The sequence below is a fragment of the Sphingobacterium detergens genome (assembly GCF_003610355.1).
In the GTDB taxonomy this organism is placed as follows: Bacteria; Bacteroidota; Bacteroidia; order Sphingobacteriales; family Sphingobacteriaceae; genus Sphingobacterium; species Sphingobacterium detergens.
Window position 1 is genome coordinate 1,931,530 of sequence record NZ_RAPY01000001.1, and the last position, 24,493, is coordinate 1,956,022.

At 39.9% G+C, this 24,493-nt stretch carries 15 protein-coding genes; 3 read left to right on the plus strand and 12 right to left on the minus strand.

What is annotated here, in order from left to right:
• Positions 1–141: 141 nt before the first annotated feature.
• Positions 142–1,305, minus strand: coding sequence for an aldose epimerase family protein (locus DFQ12_RS08550; protein ID WP_208642467.1), 1,164 nt, complete (start codon positions 1,303–1,305; stop codon positions 142–144).
• Between the two features lie 171 nt (positions 1,306–1,476).
• On the opposite strand from DFQ12_RS08550, the gene DFQ12_RS08555 reads away from it, so the two are divergent.
• Both DFQ12_RS08555 and DFQ12_RS08560 read left to right on the plus strand, forming a co-directional pair.
• Positions 1,477–4,632 carry a ligand-binding sensor domain-containing protein gene (locus DFQ12_RS08555; RefSeq protein WP_167457212.1) on the plus strand — a complete coding sequence of 1,052 codons (3,156 nt, stop codon included), beginning with the start codon at positions 1,477–1,479 and terminating at the stop codon, positions 4,630–4,632.
• A gap of 2 nt (positions 4,633–4,634) precedes the next feature.
• Entirely contained in the window at positions 4,635–5,402 is a 768-nt protein-coding gene (locus DFQ12_RS08560; RefSeq protein ID WP_120258518.1) for a response regulator transcription factor, read from the plus strand.
• A 319-nt stretch (positions 5,403–5,721) separates the two neighbouring features.
• Here DFQ12_RS08560 and DFQ12_RS08565 read toward each other — a convergent pair whose 3' ends face one another.
• The 5 genes from DFQ12_RS08565 to DFQ12_RS08585 all read right to left on the minus strand — a co-directional run bounded on the left by DFQ12_RS08565 (position 5,722) and on the right by DFQ12_RS08585 (position 15,859).
• Positions 5,722–7,899 (minus strand): hypothetical protein, encoded by a 2,178-nt coding sequence (locus DFQ12_RS08565; RefSeq protein ID WP_208642468.1) that lies wholly within the window; start codon positions 7,897–7,899, stop codon positions 5,722–5,724.
• 176 nt (positions 7,900–8,075) lie between these two features.
• Positions 8,076–8,888 (minus strand): DUF3823 domain-containing protein, encoded by an 813-nt coding sequence (locus tag DFQ12_RS08570; RefSeq protein ID WP_120258519.1) that lies wholly within the window; start codon positions 8,886–8,888, stop codon positions 8,076–8,078.
• Between the two features lie 125 nt (positions 8,889–9,013).
• Positions 9,014–11,074 carry a RagB/SusD family nutrient uptake outer membrane protein gene (locus tag DFQ12_RS08575; RefSeq protein WP_120258520.1) on the minus strand — a complete coding sequence of 687 codons (2,061 nt, stop codon included), beginning with the start codon at positions 11,072–11,074 and terminating at the stop codon, positions 9,014–9,016.
• 21 nt (positions 11,075–11,095) lie between these two features.
• Positions 11,096–14,275: a SusC/RagA family TonB-linked outer membrane protein gene (locus tag DFQ12_RS08580; protein ID WP_120258521.1), complete on the minus strand. Its 3,180-nt coding sequence runs from the start codon at positions 14,273–14,275 to the stop codon at positions 11,096–11,098.
• A gap of 126 nt (positions 14,276–14,401) precedes the next feature.
• On the minus strand, positions 14,402–15,859 hold the full coding sequence (locus DFQ12_RS08585) for a glycoside hydrolase family 76 protein (RefSeq protein ID WP_208642470.1): 1,458 nt from the start codon (positions 15,857–15,859) through the stop codon (positions 14,402–14,404).
• 391 nt (positions 15,860–16,250) lie between these two features.
• Here DFQ12_RS08585 and DFQ12_RS08590 point away from each other — a divergent pair, with 391 nt between their 5' ends.
• Positions 16,251–18,737 (plus strand): FBX42 beta-propeller domain-containing protein, encoded by a 2,487-nt coding sequence (locus DFQ12_RS08590; RefSeq protein WP_147420360.1) that lies wholly within the window; start codon positions 16,251–16,253, stop codon positions 18,735–18,737.
• Between the two features lie 57 nt (positions 18,738–18,794).
• On the opposite strand, the gene DFQ12_RS08595 is transcribed toward DFQ12_RS08590, so the two are convergent.
• The 6 genes from DFQ12_RS08595 to DFQ12_RS08620 form a co-directional block, all read right to left on the minus strand.
• Positions 18,795–19,544 carry a YoaK family protein gene (locus tag DFQ12_RS08595; RefSeq protein ID WP_120258523.1) on the minus strand — a complete coding sequence of 250 codons (750 nt, stop codon included), beginning with the start codon at positions 19,542–19,544 and terminating at the stop codon, positions 18,795–18,797.
• Positions 19,528–20,028: a hypothetical protein gene (locus tag DFQ12_RS08600; RefSeq protein ID WP_120258524.1), complete on the minus strand. Its 501-nt coding sequence runs from the start codon at positions 20,026–20,028 to the stop codon at positions 19,528–19,530. Before DFQ12_RS08600 ends, DFQ12_RS08595 begins: the two co-directional genes overlap by 17 nt.
• On the minus strand, positions 20,015–20,533 hold the full coding sequence (locus DFQ12_RS08605) for a hypothetical protein (RefSeq protein ID WP_120258525.1): 519 nt from the start codon (positions 20,531–20,533) through the stop codon (positions 20,015–20,017). Before DFQ12_RS08605 ends, DFQ12_RS08600 begins: the two co-directional genes overlap by 14 nt.
• A gap of 129 nt (positions 20,534–20,662) precedes the next feature.
• Positions 20,663–22,093 carry a TolC family protein gene (locus DFQ12_RS08610; RefSeq protein ID WP_120258526.1) on the minus strand — a complete coding sequence of 477 codons (1,431 nt, stop codon included), beginning with the start codon at positions 22,091–22,093 and terminating at the stop codon, positions 20,663–20,665.
• Between the two features lie 10 nt (positions 22,094–22,103).
• Positions 22,104–23,465 carry an HlyD family secretion protein gene (locus tag DFQ12_RS08615; RefSeq protein ID WP_120258527.1) on the minus strand — a complete coding sequence of 454 codons (1,362 nt, stop codon included), beginning with the start codon at positions 23,463–23,465 and terminating at the stop codon, positions 22,104–22,106.
• Complete coding sequence (locus DFQ12_RS08620) at positions 23,455–24,456, minus strand: ABC transporter transmembrane domain-containing protein (protein ID WP_120258528.1); 1,002 nt, start codon at positions 24,454–24,456, stop codon at positions 23,455–23,457. Before DFQ12_RS08620 ends, DFQ12_RS08615 begins: the two co-directional genes overlap by 11 nt.
• Positions 24,457–24,493 lie beyond the last annotated feature (37 nt).

Consider the following 24,493-nt stretch of genomic DNA (forward strand, 5'->3'; position numbering starts at 1 on the left):
TTATAACTGATTACCCAAAATTAAACTTTAATCGATGAGTTAGATGATTGATTTTTCTCAAAACACTGCCTATTTGTATCAATAGAAGAAAGCACATCTCTATCGAGATGTACTTCCAAAACCAATCATTATTAATATGTATTATTTTACCGAAAAACGATACAGGGATTTCGTTTGATAGACTTGTCCAGGACTTACAACTGTCGTTGGAAAGTTGGGTTGATTTGGTGCATCTGGAAAATGCTGTGGTTCGAGACAGAAAGCTGTTCGGAATGAATCCTTTTTCCCGTTTTTCAACTGCACTTGCTCATTCATAAAATTGCCACTATAGAATTGGATCCCCGGTTCATTCGTCAAGATATCCATAACAATACCAGATTTATCACCTACAACATGTGCGGCTTTATACCATTCACCCTCTTTGTCTTTGTTCAATACAAAATTATGGTCATAACCTTTCCCATAACTGAGTTGCTGATCATTGGTATTAATATCTTTTCCGATAGCCTTGGGCGCAGTAAAATCGAAGGGAGTTCCTTTCACTGCTATCAATTGGCCAGTAGGTATCAATGTACTGTCAACGGGCGTATATTGATTGGCAAACAATTGAAGTTGATGGTCTAGTATTGTACCACTACCCTCTCCATTCAGATTAAAGTAAGCATGATTTGTTAAGTTAATGACTGTTTTTTTATCTGTTTCGGCACGATAAGCAATCATCAATTCATTATTGTCATTCAGCGAATAGGTAACTTCCATCTGAATATTACCCGGAAACCCTTCCTGACCATCCGGCAATGTATAGGTGAAAGTAAGGGATGACTGATCGGCCTTCTTTAAGACCCAATGCGCAAAATGTACGCCCTTAAAACCGCCATGCAATGTATTCGGACCATTATTCACCGCCAATGTATAGCTCTTATCATCCAATTTAAATTTTCCTTTTGCAATCCGATTGCCAAAAGGCCCTACAATTGTTCCAAAAAATGGTTCTTTAGGATTATTGTAATCACTGGCTTTCGCGAATCCCAAAACCACATCACACAATTTCCCCTTATTATCAGGCACCCAAAGGCCAACCAGTCGTGCTCCATAATTTGTAAAATAGGCCTGTACACCATTCTTATTGGTTAATTCGTATAAATAGACTTTTTTCGTATCAATCGTTGTGCTAAATGATGAAGTGTCCATCAAGGCTGCGACACTGTCGTTTGGGGTGGTTTTTGAACTATTCGTTTGCTGACAAGACAGGCAACAATAACTAAGTATACCAGCAATACCCAGCAACATCAATTTTCCTTTCATTTGTTATGATTTAATGGTTTATAATCTTTATTGAATGACAAATGTGTTGTTTTCTATATTTTTTATAATTTTATTGGTTACAATACAAATACTAAAATCCTAATTTTTTTTATTTTTTTGGGATTAAATTGTTTCAATTTTGAGCTATTTTGTATCAATAACCAAATGATCATGATCAACCTTAAGCCGGTCCGTTTTCTATCTTTCTTGTTGCTGTTTCCTTTTCTGATCCAGGCACAGCCCTATTACTTCAACCATTATCAGATTAATGAGGGGCTTTCAAACAATGCAGTGATCTGTAGTATGCAAGATAGCTATGGATTTCTTTGGTTTGGCACGAAGGATGGCTTAAATCGCTTTGATGGAAATAGTTTCAAACATTTTGATGCCTCGGCTTCTGACAAGAATAGTTTAGGGGGCAATAACATTATCTCCCTGAAAGAGGATTTCAAAAAAAGAATCTGGATAGGAACCGATCAGGGGATCTATTGTTACAATCCTGTCGACGAACAGTTTAAGTTATTAAGCAAACAGTTTGAGCATGCAGATGTACCCGTTATCATTACGGACCAAAGAAAAAGGATCTGGTTTATATCCAATGGGATGCTTTACTACCACAATCTGATCAACAATGAAATCAAACAGATTACCACATCTGATCTTTATATTACCGCAGTAAGCTGTACAAAAAATGGGACCATCTTCTATGGTACTCCAGAAGGTAAAATCTTCCAGATCAATAGTTCGGATAAGCCCTCACTCCTGTTGGATTTTCAGGTAAAATATGGTTCAAAAGATTGGTTCAGCATAGAAAAAATCACAGAGAACCGCAAAGGGGAACTCATGATCGGCACCTCTAAATCTGGCGTTTATGTTTACGATTTTAAGGAAAAAACTTTAAAATCTATGCTTGGTCCAGAGCGACTAAAGCAATTTCTCTATGTCCGCGATATCCTCCAGCCGAATGATACTGAATATTGGTTTGCGACCGAATCAGGATTATTTATTTATCAAATTGCTGACCAGAGCTTTATCAATATTCAGAAAGAACAGGAAAATCCATGGGGTATTTCCGACAACGCGGTTTACAATATCCTGCAGGACAAAGATCAAGGAATCTGGATCGGTACTTACTTTGGTGGAGTCAACTACTATCACAAGAACAACAGCATTATCGAAAAGTTTTTACCTCAGGACAAACCTGGTAGCCTAAAAGGTTCTGTTGTACGTATCATAACCAAAGATTCGACAGGCAAGGTCTGGATCGGAACCGAAAATGGTGGTTTATCCAAGTTAGATCCCAGCTCAGGACAGATTCAAAATTTCTCTGAGAAAAAGGGAAATCTGGCCAACAATAATATTCATGGCATCCTGCCCTATGACAATAAATTATTGGTCGGAACTTTCGTCAATGGCTTAGATATTTTCGATCCCATACAGGAAAAAGTTGTTTACCATATCGATCGAAATAGTTCCCCTAATCCCGAGTTACAGAGTAATTTTCTCTTTTACCTGTATAAAACTACGAAGGGCGAAATTTTGGCAGCTTCCACCCGAGGTTTATATCGTTTTGATTTCGCCAAAAAATCCTTTCATTTGATGCGCAACGTTCCGGAATATATGTTTTATACGACCGTGCTTGAAGATAAACAGGAAAATATCTGGCTGGGTACCTGGCGAGATGGCTTATATTGCTATAATCCTAATAATGGAGATCTCAAGCATTATACGCATCAAAAGGACAATCCGAGCTCTCTCCCCAACAACCGCATCAATAGTCTATTTGAAGATTCTAAAAAACAAATCTGGATTGCCACAGAAGGTGGTATGGCAAAAAAACTTCCCACAGGTGAAGGTTTTGAAAAGATTGGTATAAAAGAAGGAATGCCCAGTAATGTGATCTTGGCGATTCTCGAAGACCAGCAAAACAATCTTTGGGTAAGTACTTCCAAAGGGCTCGTCCGTTATCATTTATCGAATGGAAAAAAAAGGATTTTCAACCTGGAATCTGGCCTACCTTCCATTCAGTTTAATTACAATTCTGCATTTGACGATGGCGATGGTCGTTTTTACTTTGGCACAATCAATGGTTTGATCCGTTTCGATCCAAAAAAACTCAATCAGATCAATTACAATACCCGGATCCCGATCTATGTCACCAACCTTTACATCAATAACAGAGCAATCAATCAGTATACAGACGGGCATATACTTTCGAAATCCATTTTATTTACGGATAAGATTCAATTGAAACATGATGAATCATCGTTTAGTCTCGATGTGGCGGCACTTCATTATCAGGCCCCCCATTCTGTTCATTACAGCTATAAGATGGAAGGTCTTGATAACAATTGGGTTGATATCACCGGCAATCAACGGGTGTATTTCACTAAACTCGCACCGGGGAGTTATGTTTTTACCGTCAAAGCTGAAGATCCCAATGGAAATGTCATCCCCACTGCTGCAAGTCTTAAAATTGTTATTCTGCCGCCTATTTGGGCAAGCATACCAGCGTATATCTGCTATGCGCTCATTCTCATTGGCCTGATTATATTTATTATTTATCATTTTAATGAAAAGATAAAACAACGTAACCGCCAACATTTGCTGACAGTGCAGAATCTTCGGGAACAGGAGCTCTATCGGGCGAAAATCAATTTTTATACGGATGTAGTCCATGAAATACGTACACCATTAACATTGATTAAGGCGCCTTTGGAAAAACTCATGGACAAAGTCGAACACAATCCCGTAACAGATAAGCTGCTTTTGACCATGCAGAACAATACGGAAAAACTAATTGCACTCAGTAATGAGTTACTGGATTTTAGACAGGTCGAAACCGAGGGTTTTAAATTACATTTTGAGCTGGCAAATATTAGCCAGACGGTGCAAAAAATCAGCAACGATTTTGGTGTCACTATCCAAGCGCAAGGGAAGAGTATGCAGGTTTTAATCAGGCCTGACATCATTGGTTCGGTTGCGATAGATGCTTTTGAAAAGATCTGTTATAACTTGTTCAATAATGCCCTAAAGTACTCATCAAAGGTCATTGAAGTGAATTTAGAGCTGGATAAACAGAAAAATATTGCTATATTGACGGTGAAAAACGACGGTGCATTAATTCCTTCGGAGGAAAGGGAAAGAATTTTCGAACCATTCAATCGCTTAAAACAAAACAAGAACATTCCAGGCAGTGGTTTAGGCCTGGCGTTAACCAGATCCCTGGTTTTAAAACATCAGGGCAGTTTAGTGTATGATGTTGAAAATTTTCAATGGAATGTATTCCGCTTAACTTTACCACTAAACCACAACTCAAACCAATAATTATGAATGCAAAAGCCAATTTATTAGTGGTAGATGACCATGCTGAATTACTTGAATTTATTGCAGATGACCTCAATGAGGATTACCATATCACCACAAGTACAAATGGAAATGAGGCCTTGGATCTACTTGCATCTGAATACTTTGATTTGATCATCAGCGACGTGATGATGCCCGAAATGGATGGCTATGAACTCTGCCAAAAAATTAAAGAAAACATCGCTTACGCACATATTCCTGTTATTCTATTAACAGCAAAAAACAGTATAGAATCAAAGATTCAAGGCCTGGAATATGGTGCTGATGCATATATCGAAAAACCTTTTTCGCCCGCATTTTTACGGGCACAAATTGCCAGCTTGCTAAAAAATAGGATTAAAGTTAAGGAATTTTTCATCAAGAATCCGATGTCTCAAATCCAGCAAATCGGACAGAACCAAAACGATCAGGATTTCCTGCTCAGGATAGAGGAAATCATTATGCAACATTTGGATGACCCGCAATTTAATGTCGATAGAATGGCGGATATACTCTGCATGAGTAGACCAACACTGTATCGAAAAATCAATATGGTGTCGAGCCTCTCTCCAAATGAACTAATCAATCTGACCAGGCTTCGGAAAGCGGCGGAACTGCTTAGTTTACGACAATATAAAGTCTACGAAATTTCCAATTTATTAGGCTATAGCTCGGCAACACATTTTTCCCGAAATTTCCAAAAACAATTTGGACTCAGCCCGACGGAATTCCAGGAATCGCAATCGAAGTAATATTCTTTTCGGATGGTAGCTTCGGTTAGAATCGCGATTTCCATTAAAGATGTACTCATCTTCGAACTGAAAATTTAACCGCGGATCATTGTAGCTATCTGATTGAAACGATCGCAAAGAACCTGACTTGAAACAGCTTCATACTGGTATTCTGAATTCAGTTATCCACAAAAAAACCAGATTCTCTCGAATCTGGTTTTTTGCTATCTGATACGGCAACTAAGGCTTATTTCGTCCCAAGTTTACCGCATCGTGTTTGATATTTTATATGGCCAGCACACGCTCTTTCATCATACTAAAATTCAAGCGATCTAACATGCTACCATTTGATATCCACGTATACACCCTCGGGGCTATTTTCAAATTCCAGCAGATAGGTTTTTGTTTTCGTATCCCAATTTGCTTCTGCAAAAACTTCCTTTTTATCCACGACAAGGCTCTTTGGTTTGCCGGGTAATAATATCCGTGAAATGTTTGTGGTATTGATCGGGCTTTTAGCCGTAAATGAGTATTGATGGCCCGTCGATTTTTCATCGTAAATACGACTTGCCGATGCCAATACCTGCGGCTTTTGTTTATTTACAACATGATCTATATTGACAAACAGGCACTGTTCATTCGGTTGGATATTTTTGGAGGTAACAATTGGTAGAGTCGGATCAAAAAGATCGATTAAATTCCCCTTAACCTGATAAGGCTGATTGCTCACACTCTCATCCAATACAGCGATCAGGTCATAGATACCCCTTGTCAATGTAAAATAGTTTTTAAATTGAAGTTTCCCAGATTTGCTCCTAACATCGTAAAGACTTTTAGTCAGGTCCAATAGTTTCTGGCTGTTGTTCGGCTTGACAACAAATTCTTTGGGATCTGAACGCAAAACATAGAAAGTACCTTTTCCGTAGCTATATTGCCCCTCCTTAGCCATTCCGTCCCGCAAGCCCATTTTTTCAAATAAATGATCTGATGGTCTTTGATATTGGTTGCCATTTGTATTCCACCATTCCTGGACGGATTGAAAGGGATCGAGATCCGTCGCACAATATATAAGTACGCCCCCATTTTTTACCCAGTCCGCAAGATATTGATGGGCCTCGGGAGCTAAGGGCTTCATATTGGAATACGACATCAACAGCACCTTTGTCTCAGCTAAGGCATTCTTGACCGCTAAATTCTCCAGGTGAACTGTTTTAACGGGAACACCACGTTTTAAGAACGGAAGAGCAAGTCCGTAAAAATTGGCCAATTGTGGATCGTCGTATCCGGCATGTGTCGGAAAACGTTGGAACATCAGTGAATTTGCCAACAGAATGCTGATCCCTGTCGATCCGGACACTTTACTGGTCGTTTTGGGCATGCTATTCAGACTATTGATCATCACCTGCATCTGGGTCGAATAATGCCGCGGTATTTTTTCTTTTTGGTCACTCTTGGCGCTTGTTTTATACAATCCTTCATAGATTCGTTCGGGCCAGGGCATGACTTCATAATCGGCAATATTCGGATATAAAAGCTGTGCGGTAAAAGTCGCCTGATAGTTTTTCTTGTAATCTGCCCAGTCACGAGGCCAATCTTCTATCGGGTCCGTCAGAAAAAACATCTTTCTTCCGGTCGGTGCGGTCATGGATTCCATTGCGCCGTACTCTAAAAATGCCGTTTCGAAAACCCGTTCTTTCGCCACACCATTAAAATAATTGGGTTCACGTGAAGTCCCCGTCCATACCTGTGCGATATATCCATCAACACAGGGTAGCGAGGCCAAGCTTGCCTCAGGACTGACAATCATCCATTGTGAATAATTGATCAACGAATGTGTGGGCACATAGCATTTTACATCCATCCCTTTGGTTTTCCCATAAGATTTGGCGTAAGTAAAGACTTCATTCAGTGCATTGAGGTACAAAGCATACTTTAATTTATTGGATAAGTACGTATTCTCAGGCGACTCGTGCTGTGGGCGCCAATCAAAACCGTAATACTTTTTCCATTCCTTCTTAAATGATTCACTATAACCTGCCCTTGCCCAGAATTCGGGTTCCTCCATAAAAATGGCATCAATCCCCGCATCAATAACACGTTTGACATGCATCTCTTTGATGTATTTCAAATAATTTTCAGTCGGGACAATATAAGGCACCATGTGACCATGCCAGATGGTATCACCTTTTACATCGACCTGTCCCTCATCCAGGTGCATTTTCCCATCCCATTTTCCCGTAAAATAATCCTGATACTCCCCCCAGGCAATACCCGTCATAAAATGCGTAATATATCCCCTATCACGCCAGGATTTTACCCGTTCTTCAAATGGAATTTTTCGGGATTTGTCGGAAGGGTTCCCCCCGGTTCCATATATCATGACAGCATCTGCACGGTTGTCAATTGTCGGACGCCATTCTCGGGAACTCTGAAAGGTCGTCTTTACAGGATCTCCTTTTTGGGCGGTCGCTGTGAGCGCAGCCAGCAACAATAAAGCGAGTATATTCGTTTTTATCATAATCTATTGTTTGTTTTTCACCTAGAAATAATTATTGATTGAGCATCTGTAATTGTTATTTTAAATGAACAGGTTGGTTCTTTTTATGATTTACCCAAATGGAACCGACCTTATTTAAGATTCATTTTCATCCATGAGAGTTTAAACAGGACGGTTCAACATGTGTATTGATTCTCTTATGGGATATCTACTCGTTTGGCTTCATTGTAGTTCCACCTACGATTGCCCGTTCCACGCGGAGTATCATAGTTGATACGGGAGGCTGCACGAACAAAGACCGTACGTCCTTTCGGAATTTCGCCAGTAGACACTATATCAATAACCTGCCCTAACTTTGTCTTGAAGCTATCGCCATTGTATTCGATTTTGCTCGACCAGCGTTCATCTCGTGCACGATATCCAACCGTAGCGGAATAGCTAACAAAGAGCTGTATATCTGTAACATTTAAAAAATCTGGATTGTAATTTCCTAGTGGCTCGATCTTATCACGAAAAAACTGCTCAGTTACAGCACGGGTGACTTTGACTTTCGCTTTTATCTTTCCATTTTCAACAACTGGATCGCCAACCCATTCCACTTTAAGAAAGGGGTGAACTTCCATTTTTATTTCATGTGAACCATTCAGCTCCATATTTTTGCTATCGTCTGACAGTACCTTACCGTCTCCGTCTGTGCGTACCAAAGGGATAAATGGGCCATCAACAGTGATATTATAATTTCCCTTAAACAGTTTAGTATTTTGAAATGTTCCGTCAGGCATGCAATAGAAGTCAGGATTGTGTTCCACATTATCTCCCCAACTAAGCTCGGTCAATCGAACGCGGATGCCTTCACTACCCTGATCGGTCAATACCGGTGCCCCCGTTTGTGCGTCGACGACTATGCCCTTCAATTCCACGGCGGGGGCCTCGTAGTTATCTGCCTCAAAAAGACTACACGAACTCAACATACATAGTATACCCAGTGCGCTTAAAATGCTATTTTTCATTTTTTATACGTTTAATGGTGGCTTGGACTTTTAGAATTTAGTTCCACCAGTTATTGCTTTATTAAATTTCACTCCTTCCCGACAAGTTGTGCTGGAACATGAACATGCTCAGCACAATTTCTTATCTATCGATTAGGCTGCTGATCTATTTTTGGACTTTTAGCCACCTCGTCACCTGGTATTTCAAAATAATAGTCTACAGGTGTGTACCGAAACGTTTTGGTGCTTACCCATTGGAAGCGTGCATCAAAGAAGTATTTCCCTGTTGCTGTGGAAAAAAACGGATACAATCCTCTGAACCTAAAGTTCTCGTTGTTACTGTATAGATTTTTATCCTTTTGTGTTCCCCAGAAACCGTCCCGACCTTCAAAATGCAGCACGCGCCAGCGACGTAAATCCCATTTCGCCTTATGTTCAAATGCTAGTTCCTTGCGACGCTCTCTTCGAACAATATCTCGGCCTGTATTATCTCCTGAAATCGTGCCTGCTAAAAGATCTGCTCCCGCACGAGTACGAATTTCATTGACCGCAGTCGTCGCTGTTTGCAGCAGGTCGCTTCCATCTGTCGGACTAGCGCCCAACATTTTGAGTTCAACGGCTGCTTCGGCGGCATTCAATAATACCTCCGCGTAACGCATCAAAATAAAAGGTTGGTCAGATTTCCCTTCTCCAACTTCTTTTGCTGGATTTGTATTGAGCCATTTACGTACATAAAAGCCTGTTAAGGTTGCTTCACCATTATCAAAGAATGGTCCTTCGTTGCCAGCGGCATTCATTTTTTGTCCATTGTAATCCACTGTTTGTTGTCCGCTACCATCTCTTGGACTCAGATACAAGGTTTTTGGTGATCCTGTGTAGGCACCCAACTGTTGATAGCGCGTGTCAGCTGTTGCATAGGAATAATCTGTAAACAGAGGCTTTACAGGAGTTTGACCAGTATAAACCCCTGCTCGTATATCCATTTTTCTTTGCTTGAAAATATCATCCGGAAAAATAACATAGGCACGTAATCGAGGCTCAGCATTTTTAAAGAAATCCATCGGTTTGTCGTACAGCTTATATTCCCCTTCCCTGTTGCTTTGTCCAGTGGTCACTTTGACTGTTCCATCCGAATACTTGTCAAATCCATCAAACAATTCCATAAAATCTACTGTAGGACAGGTACCCGCCGAAAGTGGAGATCTAAACGTGAAAGGCGAGCTAAAGGCGTCAAAACTATGTGTCAACGTTGGATAGACATATTCTTTGACGTAGATATTTTCAGGACTACTGAGGTCACTAAACATATCCACCATATTTTGATATTGTGCCTCCTTATCGTTCGCTGCCCATTTCTTTTTATAGAGTGAATAGCCCCCTGCTGTCATCACCTGCCGTGCAGCCGAATAAGCTTCTGAAAAATACTTCTGTGATGCTGCCTTTGCTGTGCTGGCGTCAAATCCGATGACGCGGACACCCGTTTTTCGACCTAGTCCTGTCAGTCGACCAGAAACCGTTTCGTTGTACTTGGCCACACTACCCGCATAGAGCATCGCCTCTGATTTAAAAGAAAGCGCAACATATTTATTGGAATAGCCAGATTTAGGGCCTTTTGGAAGCATTAATTTGATTGCTTCATCATAATCCTTCAAGATCTGATTCCAGGTATCTTCTTCACTCGAACGGGGTATCTCCAAGTTCTCCAATGTATTCGGGTATTGTAGTTCCTTGGTCACCAAAGGAATTCCCCCAAAACGTCTAGCCATCGCATAAAATACGGTCGCTCGGACATAATATCCTTCTCCCAAGTAATGATTATAAAGTTCTTCTGAGAATTTGTCCCGGTAATTGGGCAAGGTTTCAATCAGATGGTTGGCATCACGGAGCAATTCAAATGCTCTTCCCCAATAAGCGGTCCTTTCACCGGTAAAAGAGGTGCTGATACCATCCCGGGTCACAGCCTCACCGGTTCCTTCAATGCCTATGGCTGCTAACCAGCCATTGAATTCAATCCCCCATTGTGCCATGTATTTGAAATCTTCAAAAGGCATTAAGCTGTACATCCTGGCCATATAAATATCCATACCAGCTGGTGTATTCAATAGGTCTTGATCCGTTACAATATTTTTTGGTGTAATATCTAGATCAGCGCAACCTGTAAGTCCGATTGAGCCAACTAGTGATAGTATAATGAGTATTTTTTTCATTGTAATATTTTTTAGTGAATGCTAAAAAGTAAGTGATAAACCCAGTGAATAAGTCTTGTTCAACGGATACATACGACCTAGGTTATCATCAGGATGCTCAGGATCCACAAATCGTACACCTGTAATCGTGAATAAATTATAGGCATTGGCATAAACACGGAGGCGCATGGATGATGAAGGTTTTAAATTTGAAAAGGTATAGCCCAATTCTATACTTTTTAAGCGTAAATAGGATGTACTCACCCGATTGAATTCAGAGTTTGATTTTGGGTATCTACCTGTAAAACCATAGTATCCTTTTACCCATTCTGTCGCCGGATCGTAGGGATCAGCGGAAGGATTCACAGGATGCCAACGATCAAGATACTGCTCCAACGTTCCGCCACCATTCGATCCCCAGATCGCATAAAGTGGTTCTTTGTATTCCATAGAACCCAAAGCCGATCCTTGAAACAATATATTCATATCGAAATTCTTGTAAGCGGTTTCGAGATTCATGCTATAGTTGAGCCACGGAGTCTGGTCGAATGCAAAAGGATGTTCGTCCTGACCGTTAATTTCGCCATCTCCATTCCAGTCCAGGTATTTATAATCTCCAGGTAAGACATCACGTTCCTTATAAATCGGGTAAGTCCAAATATCTTCCCAATTCTCAAATCTTCCAGCCGATTCATAACCAAATTGAATCCCTTGATATCTATTGTTGAAGTTGTCATTGCGCCAACGGTCATACGAGTTTTTATAGGGGCCATTTTGGACGGCGGTCAGGTACTTATTTCTGGTCACAGTCGCTATTGCTCGAACGTTGTATGAGAAATCGTTGATTTTATTGCGATGCTTCAGTTCCAATTCTAATCCCATATGGCGATCGCTATTAGCATTTTCCATCGGAGCCGTTGCACCGATCACGGTTGGAAATTCACTCGTGCGACGTTGAAATAGCCCCGATCGTGTGCGTTCAAAATAGTCCAATGTAAAACCAAACAGCCCATTCCATCCCTCGAAATCTAAACCAACATTGAATGTTTTCGCTTTATACCAAGTAATTGATTCGTTGGCGATAGCCTTCCGACTCACGCCTGTGATATATTTATCACCAAAAATATATCCTGGTGCATATTGATTATTGTAGCCATTTTCAGCATTTCCGCTCGTCGCAGGATAAACATAGCCGGGTACCCAACCAAAATCCCAAGAAGAGGATAAGTCATCCCCTAGCACGCCATAGCTACCCCGGAATTTTAGTTGATTGACAAAGGAAAGCGCGTCAATAGATTTGAAAAATGGTTCTTCGGATATCCGCCATCCCAAAGAAGCCGAGGGGAAAAATCCCCATTGATGCCCTTTGGCAAAACGGGAGGAGCCGTCATATCTAAATTGGAATTCGGCAATATATCTACCCGCAAAATCATAATTAACCCGCCCGAATAGGGCCGACTTTGCTTCGTTATAATAATCACTGATACCACCATACATGGAGGTCATTTGGCCATCTTCTACACCTGCGAGCAATTGGTCAGAACCAAAAGCAAGATTTTTCAGGCCATAGAAGTTATCGCCGTCGTTCTTTTGTGATTCCCATCCCACAAGTCCCGATACTTTATGCTGATCGCCAAACGTACGATCGTAATTCAATATCAATTGACCTAAGACCTGTTGTTTATCAAAAAACTCCCGTTTCATTTGATTTGGGCTACTCAAATTATAGAGTTTCTGATCATATTTATTGGTCGTTTTATTAAACGCATATTGATAATATTCCTTTCTGAACATGGAATTGTTATCTGCACGATAATCATAACCAATCAATGCCTTTGCGGAAAACCCTTGAAGAATCGGAGATAAATTACTCAGGTCATAATTCAATGCAGCTGAGGACTGAAAGGTTTTCTTTTTGAATTTGCGATAACCAGAAATATCCGCATCCATCATCGCCACGGTATTTTGCTCCAAATCTAGACCTTCATAATTTAACAAGGTATTTTCGGGATCTGCATACGCGGCAAACAACATGCCTTGTTTCCAATAGTTTCGAATAATGTCAACCGAACTTGTGTAGGGACTATTTTGTTGATCGGCCATCCCACTGATGTTCAAATCCAATTTCAATCCCTTGGCCAGTTCTGCGGAGATATTCGAACGCAAATTGTATTTATTATAGTTGAGATCACCCGATTTAAAGAAGCCTTGTTGATAGGAATAACCACCACCAATATAGTACTGCACTTTATTGCTTCCACCCGAAAAACTAATGTCATGTTGTGTCTGTGGTGCATATTTTGAAAAGATCAATGAAGTCCAATCCGACGAGCGTCTTGTTCCATTTCTAAAATCTTCAAAGTCTTTTTCGGTATACACGGGACTTCCACCATTGATGTTGTTCATGGATTTCTCATTGTAGATCGTCATTGCACTGATCGCATCGGCCAATACAGGCATGCCAGAAGGCTTTTGAAAAGTATAGGAACCATTATAGCTGACTGTTGTCTTCCCTTCTTTTCCCTTTTTTGTTGTGACCAACACGACACCATTTGCAGACCGCACGCCATAAATAGCCGCGGATGCATCTTTTAGTACCGAAACCTCTTCAATATCGCTCGGGTTCAGGCGCTGAAAATCTTCGCTTGTACGTGGTACCCCATCGATCACAACTAACGGAGCTCCGAGACCACGTATATCGAAATTGGCACTATATGCTCCCGGTTCGGCGCTTTTCTGCCATACGCGAACACCAGGGATACGTCCCGCCAACATATTTTGTGGGTTTTCATTCTTCGTCTGCCTCATTTCCGTCCCCTTCACGGATGCAATAGCGCCAGTCAGCGACTGCTTCCGCTGGGTACCGTAACCGACAACAACAACTGTTTCCAACTGTGTATCATCGTTTTCAAGGACAACATTAATTGTAGTTTTCCCATCTGTAATCTCTTCCTTCGCACTAAAACCTAGCGATTTAAATAAAAGCTTCTTTCCTTCCGGAACTACGATTGTATAACTACCATCTGCGTTGGTAGTGGTTTCCACACGTGTACCCGCATTCTGAACAGAAACCGTTACCCCAGCGATAGGCTTATTATTACTATCAAGCACTTTTCCGCTGACATTTTTCTGCTGCGCCCAACTCATGGACGGAATACCTAGCGCCATCAGCACAAGCAGTGTGCTAAGTCGCCGCCTTGATTTCCCTAAATCCTTTTTCATATTTATAATTTGGTTTTAAATAGTGATTAAGCTATCTGATGTATTTTTTAGGCTCGCAAGCCTGGTTTTATTGGTATTCGTTTTTAGTATCACAATTGTTTACGTCGATCTTTTTACTTCATCTTGCTATTTTTCGATTTGGTATTGGGACAACATTGCATACTGTGCCGCATAAGTGAACATGAACATTCCCTCCAGGTTATTTTTGTCTTTGTCTATATGCCATCCACCAAGAAGATCTGGTGGCAATAAACCGGAACGTAAAAAATGAGCATATCCATAGTCCAAATTCTGCTGGAAGGAGTCCATATAACGTCCAGCTTTGTCGAAGACAGGAGAAATCTGAAAAAATCCCCTTAATAATACGCCGTTAAACCAATTGTTGAACCCATCGGAAGCATAAGTATAATGCGCTGGCACCTGTGAACCTAGTTTGGCAAAGTATTGAAAACTGGCATCGCTCAGCTTCTTTCCATCCTCCAAATAGACCTTAGATCGGGTCGCACGGTACAGATCAGCGGCGCCAGAAATCATGGTTCCACTGTTATAGGAAAATGAGGTTCCAACGGCTTTCCTTAATTGGGTATTTTTGCGATACTTTATACCATCGACGATTTCGTAGATAATACTGCAATCGGGATAGCAGTCTCCCATCATATCATCATAAACACCTTTACTGTTCAATAAATGATCTTTTTGCCAAGCATAAATCCTTTTAGCAAAATCCAAATAAAAATCAGCTTTTCGCAGCATTTTAGAACGACGCGACTGCCTATCTCCGGCATCGATATAGTTGTATGTGATCTGATCGTTCTTTTTCTTATAGATTTCATATAGCCACACCAATGGACTGATCATGGGCGCATTGCTACAGGCATGTTTGGTCACGTAGCCCGGTCCCCAGGGAATTCCACCATTTTCATTACCTTTATCATCTAGGGTGCAGTCCCACCCATCCAATACATAGGTGGTTAGGTATTCCGCCTCCTTTAAATAGCGCTCTTTTCCTGTCAGGCGATAGGCTTCAATCAGTTCCCGAATTAGCCACATTTGATCATCATAGACATTTAATACCCCAGTTACATTTGCTGCACCCTTTGCCTTTGCACGATCCACAGCATAAACCGTCCAGTCTTTGCTCTGTGTAAAAGAAATAAGATTAAATGTGCCTAAATAATAAGCGGCATTTTCGTGAAGCTGGACCAATAAATCCGCGTAACGCTTGTAATGTTTGTCAAATAGGTTATGATTTCCTCTTTCCTTTTGGGCTTTAAGTCCATGTAAGATTGCATTGACAGCCTCTATCGAAGCCGAGTACATCCACACACTTGCCTTTTCCTCCGAGCGCACCTTCGTATCGGGATTATAGAAACGATGCATAGACTTTCCGTCTGCGGAGAAATAAACTTCCATTGACCGGTCCAAGAGCGCCATCGCACGTACTAGGTTTTGATCCTGCCGAGCCTGATCGCTTTTGATATTGTCAACGGAAAAAGAAATTTGAGTTTCAGCTTGAACTTGCCGCACCATCAGCATGGATACGGAAGCAACAAAAATAAATTGCAGCTTTTTAAAGACTTTCATAAGTAAGATTCCGATTTATAATTAGTTCGAATTTCTACCGAAAATATCGGCAGGAATTCTAACGCAAGGTAAAGTCGGTTGATTAATTTTTGGGTTAAAATTGGGTTAAAATGCAAAAATAAAACGATAACCCTCTATTTTATTTCCCTACCTCCCCTCATTTGGGAGGCCAATACAAACAGCAATTGTAACACAGCTTTTATTTTATTGAGCGCATTTTTTTGCATACTTTTAAGTCCTGTAAGATATTGATAAGGGATATACTAACCGTTACTATATTTCATAAAAAGCCGGCAGCGGACAAATTATTGTGAATAGGTCTTTGTCGATAACTATTGGTTTAAGTTTTTTTGATTGCGCTATGCGACCCTGTATATTATATATTATTTTTTTGCTTTTAATTCCCCGACTTTCCCAATCCCAGGGTCTCAAATTTAGAGGTGGACATGAGCCTATAGACAAACGCAGCTCCTACGAGTTATTTGACAAAAGGGCAATTTCGTTTGAACAGGAGTTTACGCTAAAATTTCAACTATCCATTTATTCATCAAATTCTTTGGGCAATATTTTCCGTGTTAAGAATAAAGACAATAACACGGTTTACAATTTGTTTTATGATGAGGAGGCCGGTAATTGTATTTTCCGTCTGAACGAAGAAGGTAAAAGCAGTCTAATCATCGCAAAAATAAATCAGCAACAATTATTCAAGGAGGAATGGATCACGATTCAGTTGACTTTCGACCTGCAAAAGCAATTATTTAAGCTTCAGATACAAAATCAGATTTTTCAATCACCAAAAGTGAAATTGCCATCTCAGTATAGTCCTCAAGTGATTTTTGGAAAAAGTGACTATCTGATCGATGTTCCGGCCATGTCTATCAAAAATGTGCAGATTGGAAATACAGCTAAAAGCTATCTATTCCCATTAAAAGAAAGCACAGGTACTGTCGTACATGATGAAAACGGGATTGCTTATGGCTCCGCTACAAACCCAACCTGGCTCATTGTGGATTCTTACAAATGGAAAAATCTCTTTGCAAGCGGTTCCTTTTCACAAGCTGGTTCCAACTACAATCAACGAACCAAAGAGATTTATTATTTCAATCAGGATTCTATAACCATATACAACATAAAGACCAATCAGACAAAAAAACGGGCCTTTCACAAACCATGTCCCGTAAAATTGGTTTTAGCAAACAATTTTATAGACGCTACGACAAATAAACTGTATGTCTATGAGCTTTTCTATACCCAGCCCTATCAAGGCCCTACGGTAGCCAGCCTTGATCTGGAAACTTTCGAATGGAAGGTCGAAAGTGAAGACCTAATGAAGAAAGAATTAAATCATCACGGCTCTTTTTATGATGCACAACAGCGACAATTCTATATTTTCGGTGGCTATGGAAACATGGCCTATAGTGGGCAGTTTAACCGATATGATTTAGATTCCAGCAAATGGCAAACTGTTGACGGATGGACAGGAGATAAAATTTTCCCACGCTATTTTCTTTCGGCTGGCCAAGGGAGCAATAATCGAATCGCTTATATCTTTGGGGGTATGGGAAATGAATCCGGGGAGCATATTGTAGGGCGAAAATACCTCTATGATTTCTATCAGATAAATTTGGACACCAAGGAAATTACAAAAAAATGGGATATCCTTTGGAAGGATAAGCATATCGTACCTGCCCGTGGTTTGGTGTTCCCCGATAGCAGCCACTTTTACGCCTTATGTTATCCGGAATATCTAACGAAGTCCAATATCCAATTGTATCGCTTTTCTGTCAAAGATGGAAGTTTTGATATCCTAGGAGACTCTGTTCCGATCTATTCAGATAAAATAAGTACACATGCCCAACTTTATTATGACCAACAATTAGGTAGACTTCTGGTACTGGTCCAAGAGTCAAAAGATGATATACAGTCAACGCTAAAAGTCTATTCCTTGAATATGACGCCGATAACCCCTAACGAATTAAATGGCGTTCCACTGTCTAGATCCAACCGCAAGATATTCTTACTATTGTTGTTATCTACGATTTGCGGAGTTGGCCTCTATTTCTTTTGGCAGCGAGGTAGGCAAAAGCGAAAAATAGCAAGGGTAGCTGAAAAAAGAGTCCTTCAGGTTCCGCCGATAGCAGATACAGGAATCCTACAAACAATACAAAAAGACGAGTTTGTACGGGCAAATGCAATTTTCCTGTTTGGTGAGTTCCGTGCTTTTGACCGCAACAAACGTGATATCTCCCATTTGTTCAGTACAAAGCTGAAACAGGCATTTTGTCTTATCCTATCTAACAGTGCTGGTATTAGTTCACCATATTTCAGTCAGATCATGTGGCCTGACAAATCAGAAGATAAGGTAAAGAACTCAAGAGGAGTCACGATCAATCATTTACGAAAAGTGCTGAGTGAGTTTGCTGGGATTGAACTCGTATACAAGCAGGGAAGATTCCTTATTGAACATAGCGCTGAATTTTATTGTGATTACGTAGATTACATCCAGTTGCTGGCAAACCCTTCGGCTGCTTATGAAAGTAGATTAATTCAGATCATTCAAAGGGGTAAATTCTTACAGGGGTTAGATCTGCCTGTGTTTGATACATTGAAGACCGAGGTTGAACAAAATTTATTACCCATTTTACTGGCGGAACTTCATAAAGCTGACATTGCACATCTTCATAAAAAAAGCATTGAGATTGCGCATACGATATTCTTATTGGATCCGCTAAATGAACAAGCATTATTTTCCGAAATGAAAGCGATGTTTGCTTTAAATCAGCAGAATGAAGCCCGCATTAAATTTCAGCAGTTTTGTCTCAACTATAGACAGCTGATGAACGAGGACTTCCCCTACAACCTGGATAAAATGATATAAATAAGCCCCACCATACGCTGCTGTATGGTGGGGCTTGTATTATTATCGTCAAGAGATTTAGGCAACCAACTCCTCGCGATGACGTTTTACAAATTGTTTTTTAAGCAGATATAGTTTGTAATGATCATATAAACCTATGATAAGCAAAACAAAACAAACCACATAAAATGTTTTATTAGACAAGTAATTAAAAGAGATTCCGCTGAGTAGTCCTCCCATTACATAACTTGTGACAATGGTCAGTAACAGATGAAACTTATCCACCAAATCTTTATTGCTTCTATTGGCTTCTTTGGTAAACATGGATATTAAGATTGCTAGATCCGTTGTCAATCCGGTCAAATGTGTTGTTTTCACAACAGAATTGGATATACTTGCAGTAAGTCCATTTTGCAGACCCATCGCAAATAATAAAGCTCCAACCAATATTTCGGTTTCCTTAAGTGAATCTTCGTAGAAAACATCGAGATATATCCCGACAAACAAAATACTTAATATCTCCAGCACCAAGGGTATCGAATGGGTCAGGTATGCGCTAAATTTTCCCTTACCATGGATGATAATCAGATTGGAAAACATGCTTCCAATTAAAAACAACAGTATCCAAAACAAAACGACAGCACCTTGATACCAATTCCCTTTCGCAATCTCCTGTGCAAAAACGGCATAATATCCTGTTACATTAGATGTAAAGGAAAAAAATACAATAACTGAAGCGACGTTGACCATACCGGCAGAAAATGCCGTTAGTCCTCCCAGTTTTATATTATCTTGAATTGTCCTATGATTGCTATATTTTCTTAGCATATTTTTCCTTTCCTCCTTTGTTCAGCACGATACGTGCTATTCCCTTGGTCTGCATATCCAGATTGAGATGCAGGACCAGCTGATTTTTGTTCAGTTTCTGTATGACAAAACTTTCCACGAGTTCGTTATTTTTTCGTAGCTCAAGGATATGTCCTCTTCCTTTCAAAAACCAATTATACTGCTTATCCTTGTGGTGGGCCACAAAATTCTTTTGGCCCATTTTTTCAAAATGCCATAGACCATCCTGTAATGGCGGCAAATGCGCGATGGCGGCATCTTTGATCCCTTCATGGATAATCGCCTGTTTTTTGAAGGTTGGCGATTTCTCCACCTTTTCAAAGTACCAGCCCTGTTCTTCCCACTCTCCTTCTAAAAGTCGTTCGGGGTTTTCATAAAGCATGACCATCGCTGATGCCCCAAAAAGCAACAATGCCAAAAAGACAAAGTTGAATCTTGCCAGTATTTTTCTTTTAATAGTTAACATCCCATTGTTTGTTAAAAAATAAATCCGCTAAGACATTTCCTCCTGTTTTGTGCGTTGCCGGTTTTTCAACAATGGCTACATGCCTACGTTTACTTTCGTTGAGGTCCAACAAAGCCTGTCCAACATCAAAGAAATGTCTTGTTCTTTTTTCAAATTGATAATCTGTTGGAATCTTGACCTCGTCAATACGAGCTCCATTCAGATAATGATGTAAATAATTGGGATTATCGGTACCGATAATATCTGCATAGATATTCAGTTTACGGTTTTCGTATCGGTGGCAGATCATTTGGCAAGCTTTCAAAAAATCCTCTGACTGAAGGTCGTTGAGTTGATCCGCTAGTGTAATTCCTAGTAATTCGCTGATTGAGGTGCTACTTTTATTTCCATAAACCAAAATAATGTCAAGCTGCTCAGCCTTCGACTGCTCAATACTATGGATTACAAAAAAAAGTGAATCAATTGTAAAATCACTTGGAATCAATATTCGTGTCGCTTTTGCCATACCCAATTATTTTTTAACAAAGTTAATGGCCGCACATGGCAACGGAATGAAGCTAGAATTAGCTTTTCATTAGAATTTCAAGTGACTTATTAAAATGAGATTAAAAATAACGGGGAAATTAAAATGGGATTAAAATTTAGTTCCGGCTTTATAATACAGTTCTGCTAACGCTTTCCGATAATCGGTAAAAAGTTTCTCCTGCTTTATCTTCATTTCTATTAGCTTATTTTCCCTGCTGTTGACAACAAATAATGTCGATTCCCCAAGTCTAAACTTATTCAACTCACCTTTGAGCAATAGCTCCTGATTGCTCACATTCACCGATTGAAGTTCAATTTGCTTGCTATACGCACTTAAATCGTTATATTTTCTCACGATGTCATTGTAAATATTTCGCTCTTCAATACGTCTTTCAAACTGCAGATGATCTTGTTTAATTCTTACTTCTCTTAATTTTCCACGCTCACTACGAATAAATAGCGGAAATGCAAATTCGAACCCCAATTTATAGTTATGCCATTTAAAATCATACTCTGGAGGGATAAAATTATTGAAACCATTACGACTTGAAATAAGTGTACCTGAAATGTTTAACTTTGGCTTGAGCATTTCCTTTCGATAACGTTCCTCAAAAACTAATTGCTGGCTTTTACTAGCGAGTTTTACTAATTCGGGATGTGCAACTTTTGCGGAGTCAAGAAGCTCCAAAATCACCTTACTATCCGGCAAAATTGCCGTACTATCCGCTTTATAAGGCACTGCATGCTCAGGAAGCTCCACAGGAAGTTGCTGTGCATTCCATAAATGATTTGACAACACAATTTTTGCATTCTGAAGTTCGACTTCATACTTTGACAGTTCTATTCTCCTCTCTTGCACGACAACCGCTGCTTCGACTGAATCAATACGTGGTTTATCCCCCAATGCTGTCTGTTCACTGATCGCCTTAAATCTCTTATCGGCTAATTTTACGCCTTCCAACAAAAGTTCATATTGCTTATAGGCAAAATACCAATTCCAATAATCTGACAATGCTTGATACCAAATTGTATTTATCTGTTTAATCTTTTCTGCCTCGACATAACTTAACATTGCCTTCGCTTGCCGCAGGGTGTTTCTTCTACCGTCAATTATGAAGCCTTGTCCCAGTGGAATAGTAATACCTACAGCAGATAATCCTTCATTGTTCGTCCTTGATTGAGGATTGCTGTAGCTTCCAACATTTCGATCATAAGCAATTTTTAGGTCAGCACCGGCCAGCCATAATGGGATTTTTAATTCATTGTTCCACTGATTATAATAATTGGTATTACCAAAATTTTTATTCTTAAAATTTGAATAAATGGTTGGATCAAATTTTCCTGCAGCTTGCACAACCTGGGCTTTAGCCGTTTCAGTCAATAGGTTTATTTGCTTAACAATGGGATGATTGGCCATTAAGAGCTCTTCCAGATCATCCGTCGTAAAATCTATTTTTAAGCGATCTTCCTTCTCTTGTGCGGATAGCTTATGAAAAAAAACAACACACAAGGCGATAATGATAAAATTCAATTTATTCATATAATTACAATCACTTTTTCTTGTCTTCTTTCGGTTCACGTTCCAAACTTGGTGGAAATCCATTTAATTGTCTCCAGATCTCATACCATAAGGGGACTTTATTTAAAATGATTCGACCATAGGCGCCAGACCCCAGATTGAGCTGAGCTGGCCAAGGTTCGTCATCCTTCGGAACAGGATCTGTTGAACGGATCAAGATTCGAAATTGGCCATTCGTGCTACTCACTTTATCAATGACCGAAACTTTTCCGGCGAAAGTACCTACCGCTACTGAAGGCCAACCTGAAAATTGAATGGATGGCCAACCGTCAAATTGTATTCTAACGTCACTCTCCAGCAATATAAGAGGTACATCCATTGCATTTACATAAAGTTCTACAGCAAGTAGTGGCGTTTTGGGCTGGAGTGTTGCTACGGATTCTCCCTCTTTCATATTTTCGCCAATTCCTGCCTTAAAGGTTTTTACAATATAGCCATCCTGCGGAGCACGGACGATATAAAGACCACGTCTTATATCGATATTGGAAATCTCATTTCTTAATTTAGCGATATCGCCCTGTACAGAAGCCTTGGAGGAAAACGCTGAACTTAAATCTGATTGTGCCTTAGCCAACGATTCATTATATTTCGCCCGAATATTATTGAGTTCGATACGTGCATTGGATAATGCCTGTCTCGAGTTTAGCAACTTATTTTCAGCACTGACTACCTTAGCCCGATCATTCTGTAAATTTAGGCGCCTGGTCTCGATATCTGTAAGGGAAAACAGTCCATCTTGATAACCTTCTTCGTAACTTTTTAGTCTTTTTTCGCTTGTTTCAAAAAAACTCATTATCGCAATAACCTCGGCACTATCACTTTTTACAAAATTTTGAGCTTGTATGACCTTATTTTGTGCGGACTCCAACTGATAAGTCAGCCCTTCATTTAAGGCCTTAATTTGTTCTTCTGTTGCATTCATTTTTTGCTGTGCTGCAGATTCTCCACTTCGCTTTGCAAACAACTGCTCCTCTAATCGTAAAGGTAAGTTAGGATCAAAGTAAGATTGTGATGTCTCGGATAAAACTAAAATTGTATCTCCTTTTTTGACCTCTTGTCCTTCACTAACCGCCCAATGCTCTATGCGGCCTCCAATTTGATTTTGTATCGTTTGAGGTCTATCTTGTGGCCGTAATGCAGTGACGGTACCTTTCCCCGGTATTGTCTGTCTCCAGGGCAGAAATAAGGCAAAAGCAAAAACCAGCCCTGATAGGACCAGGATACGACCCAATAGTAGTGATCCTTTATCTTTTAAAAGAGCCTGACCTGAATGATGGGAAAGATCTCTCCAACTGACAGTTGTTTTGATAGGTTGTTCCTCCTTAGTCAACATAATAAGCTGCGCCCTCCTCTAACGCTAGATCAGTTACCGTGCCTAACTTGACAACCCCCGTCAACATATCAAAAATGGTATTTAAATTTGTCATTAGTTTTTCTATGGCATAACCAATTTGGACAATTACCACTTCGGCAGCGACAAACTGACCAAAAGTTATTTGTCGCTCAACAACAAAATAAGATCCTAGCAAAAGCATTATTCCAAACAATGCGGTCCGTAGCAGGACTGACCCAACAAAGAAGCGTTTTAGCACTTTAAAATGCTGATTCCTGGAATTCAGATATTTGCTTACGATAGCATCAGTAACTTGAGTAACTTCATTCATTTTAGCATCATTTCCTCGGTAGTGGTCGATATCCTCCGCAACCTGTTCCAGATAAGCAACAGTTGCATACTTATGTTCAGATTCATCAATACTTGTTTTCAGTCCGCGTTTATAATACAAAACAAGTATGATCGCCACAGCGATTATAACCACAAGTCCAAAGGCTAAAAATGCCGGATGATAAAAAGATAAGAGTACCACACTAAAGAATATGGTTACAACCGCAGCAATGATATCTATCAAAAGCTTAATAATACCCTTTTGAATAATAATAACATCAAAAAAACGGTTCACCAGTTCCACAAGGCTTTTCTCAATTAACTCTTTGGGTTTTATCCTCGGAAGGCGATAAGCAAATTCCATCGCTGATTTTAGAAAGATTTTCTGTTCTAGATATTCAACGAGTGCTAATTGCCCGATCAAAAGAGATCCTGCAACGATAACACCCAATAGGACAAAAGCAATTAAAATATAGGTAGAGCTATACATCGCACCATTACTCAAAAAGTTAAAAATTGCTGTTATCCCAATAGGAATGGATAAACTAAAAATACCTATAACGATCGCGTAAATAAAAATATAATTAATCGTCTTCCGTTCAGTATGCAGTAAATTGACCAAACGTTGTAAAGCTGATGGGCCGCCTTGTGTGTGAGCCATATAAATAGAAAATAGTTTGAAAGTATGCGGCGATAAT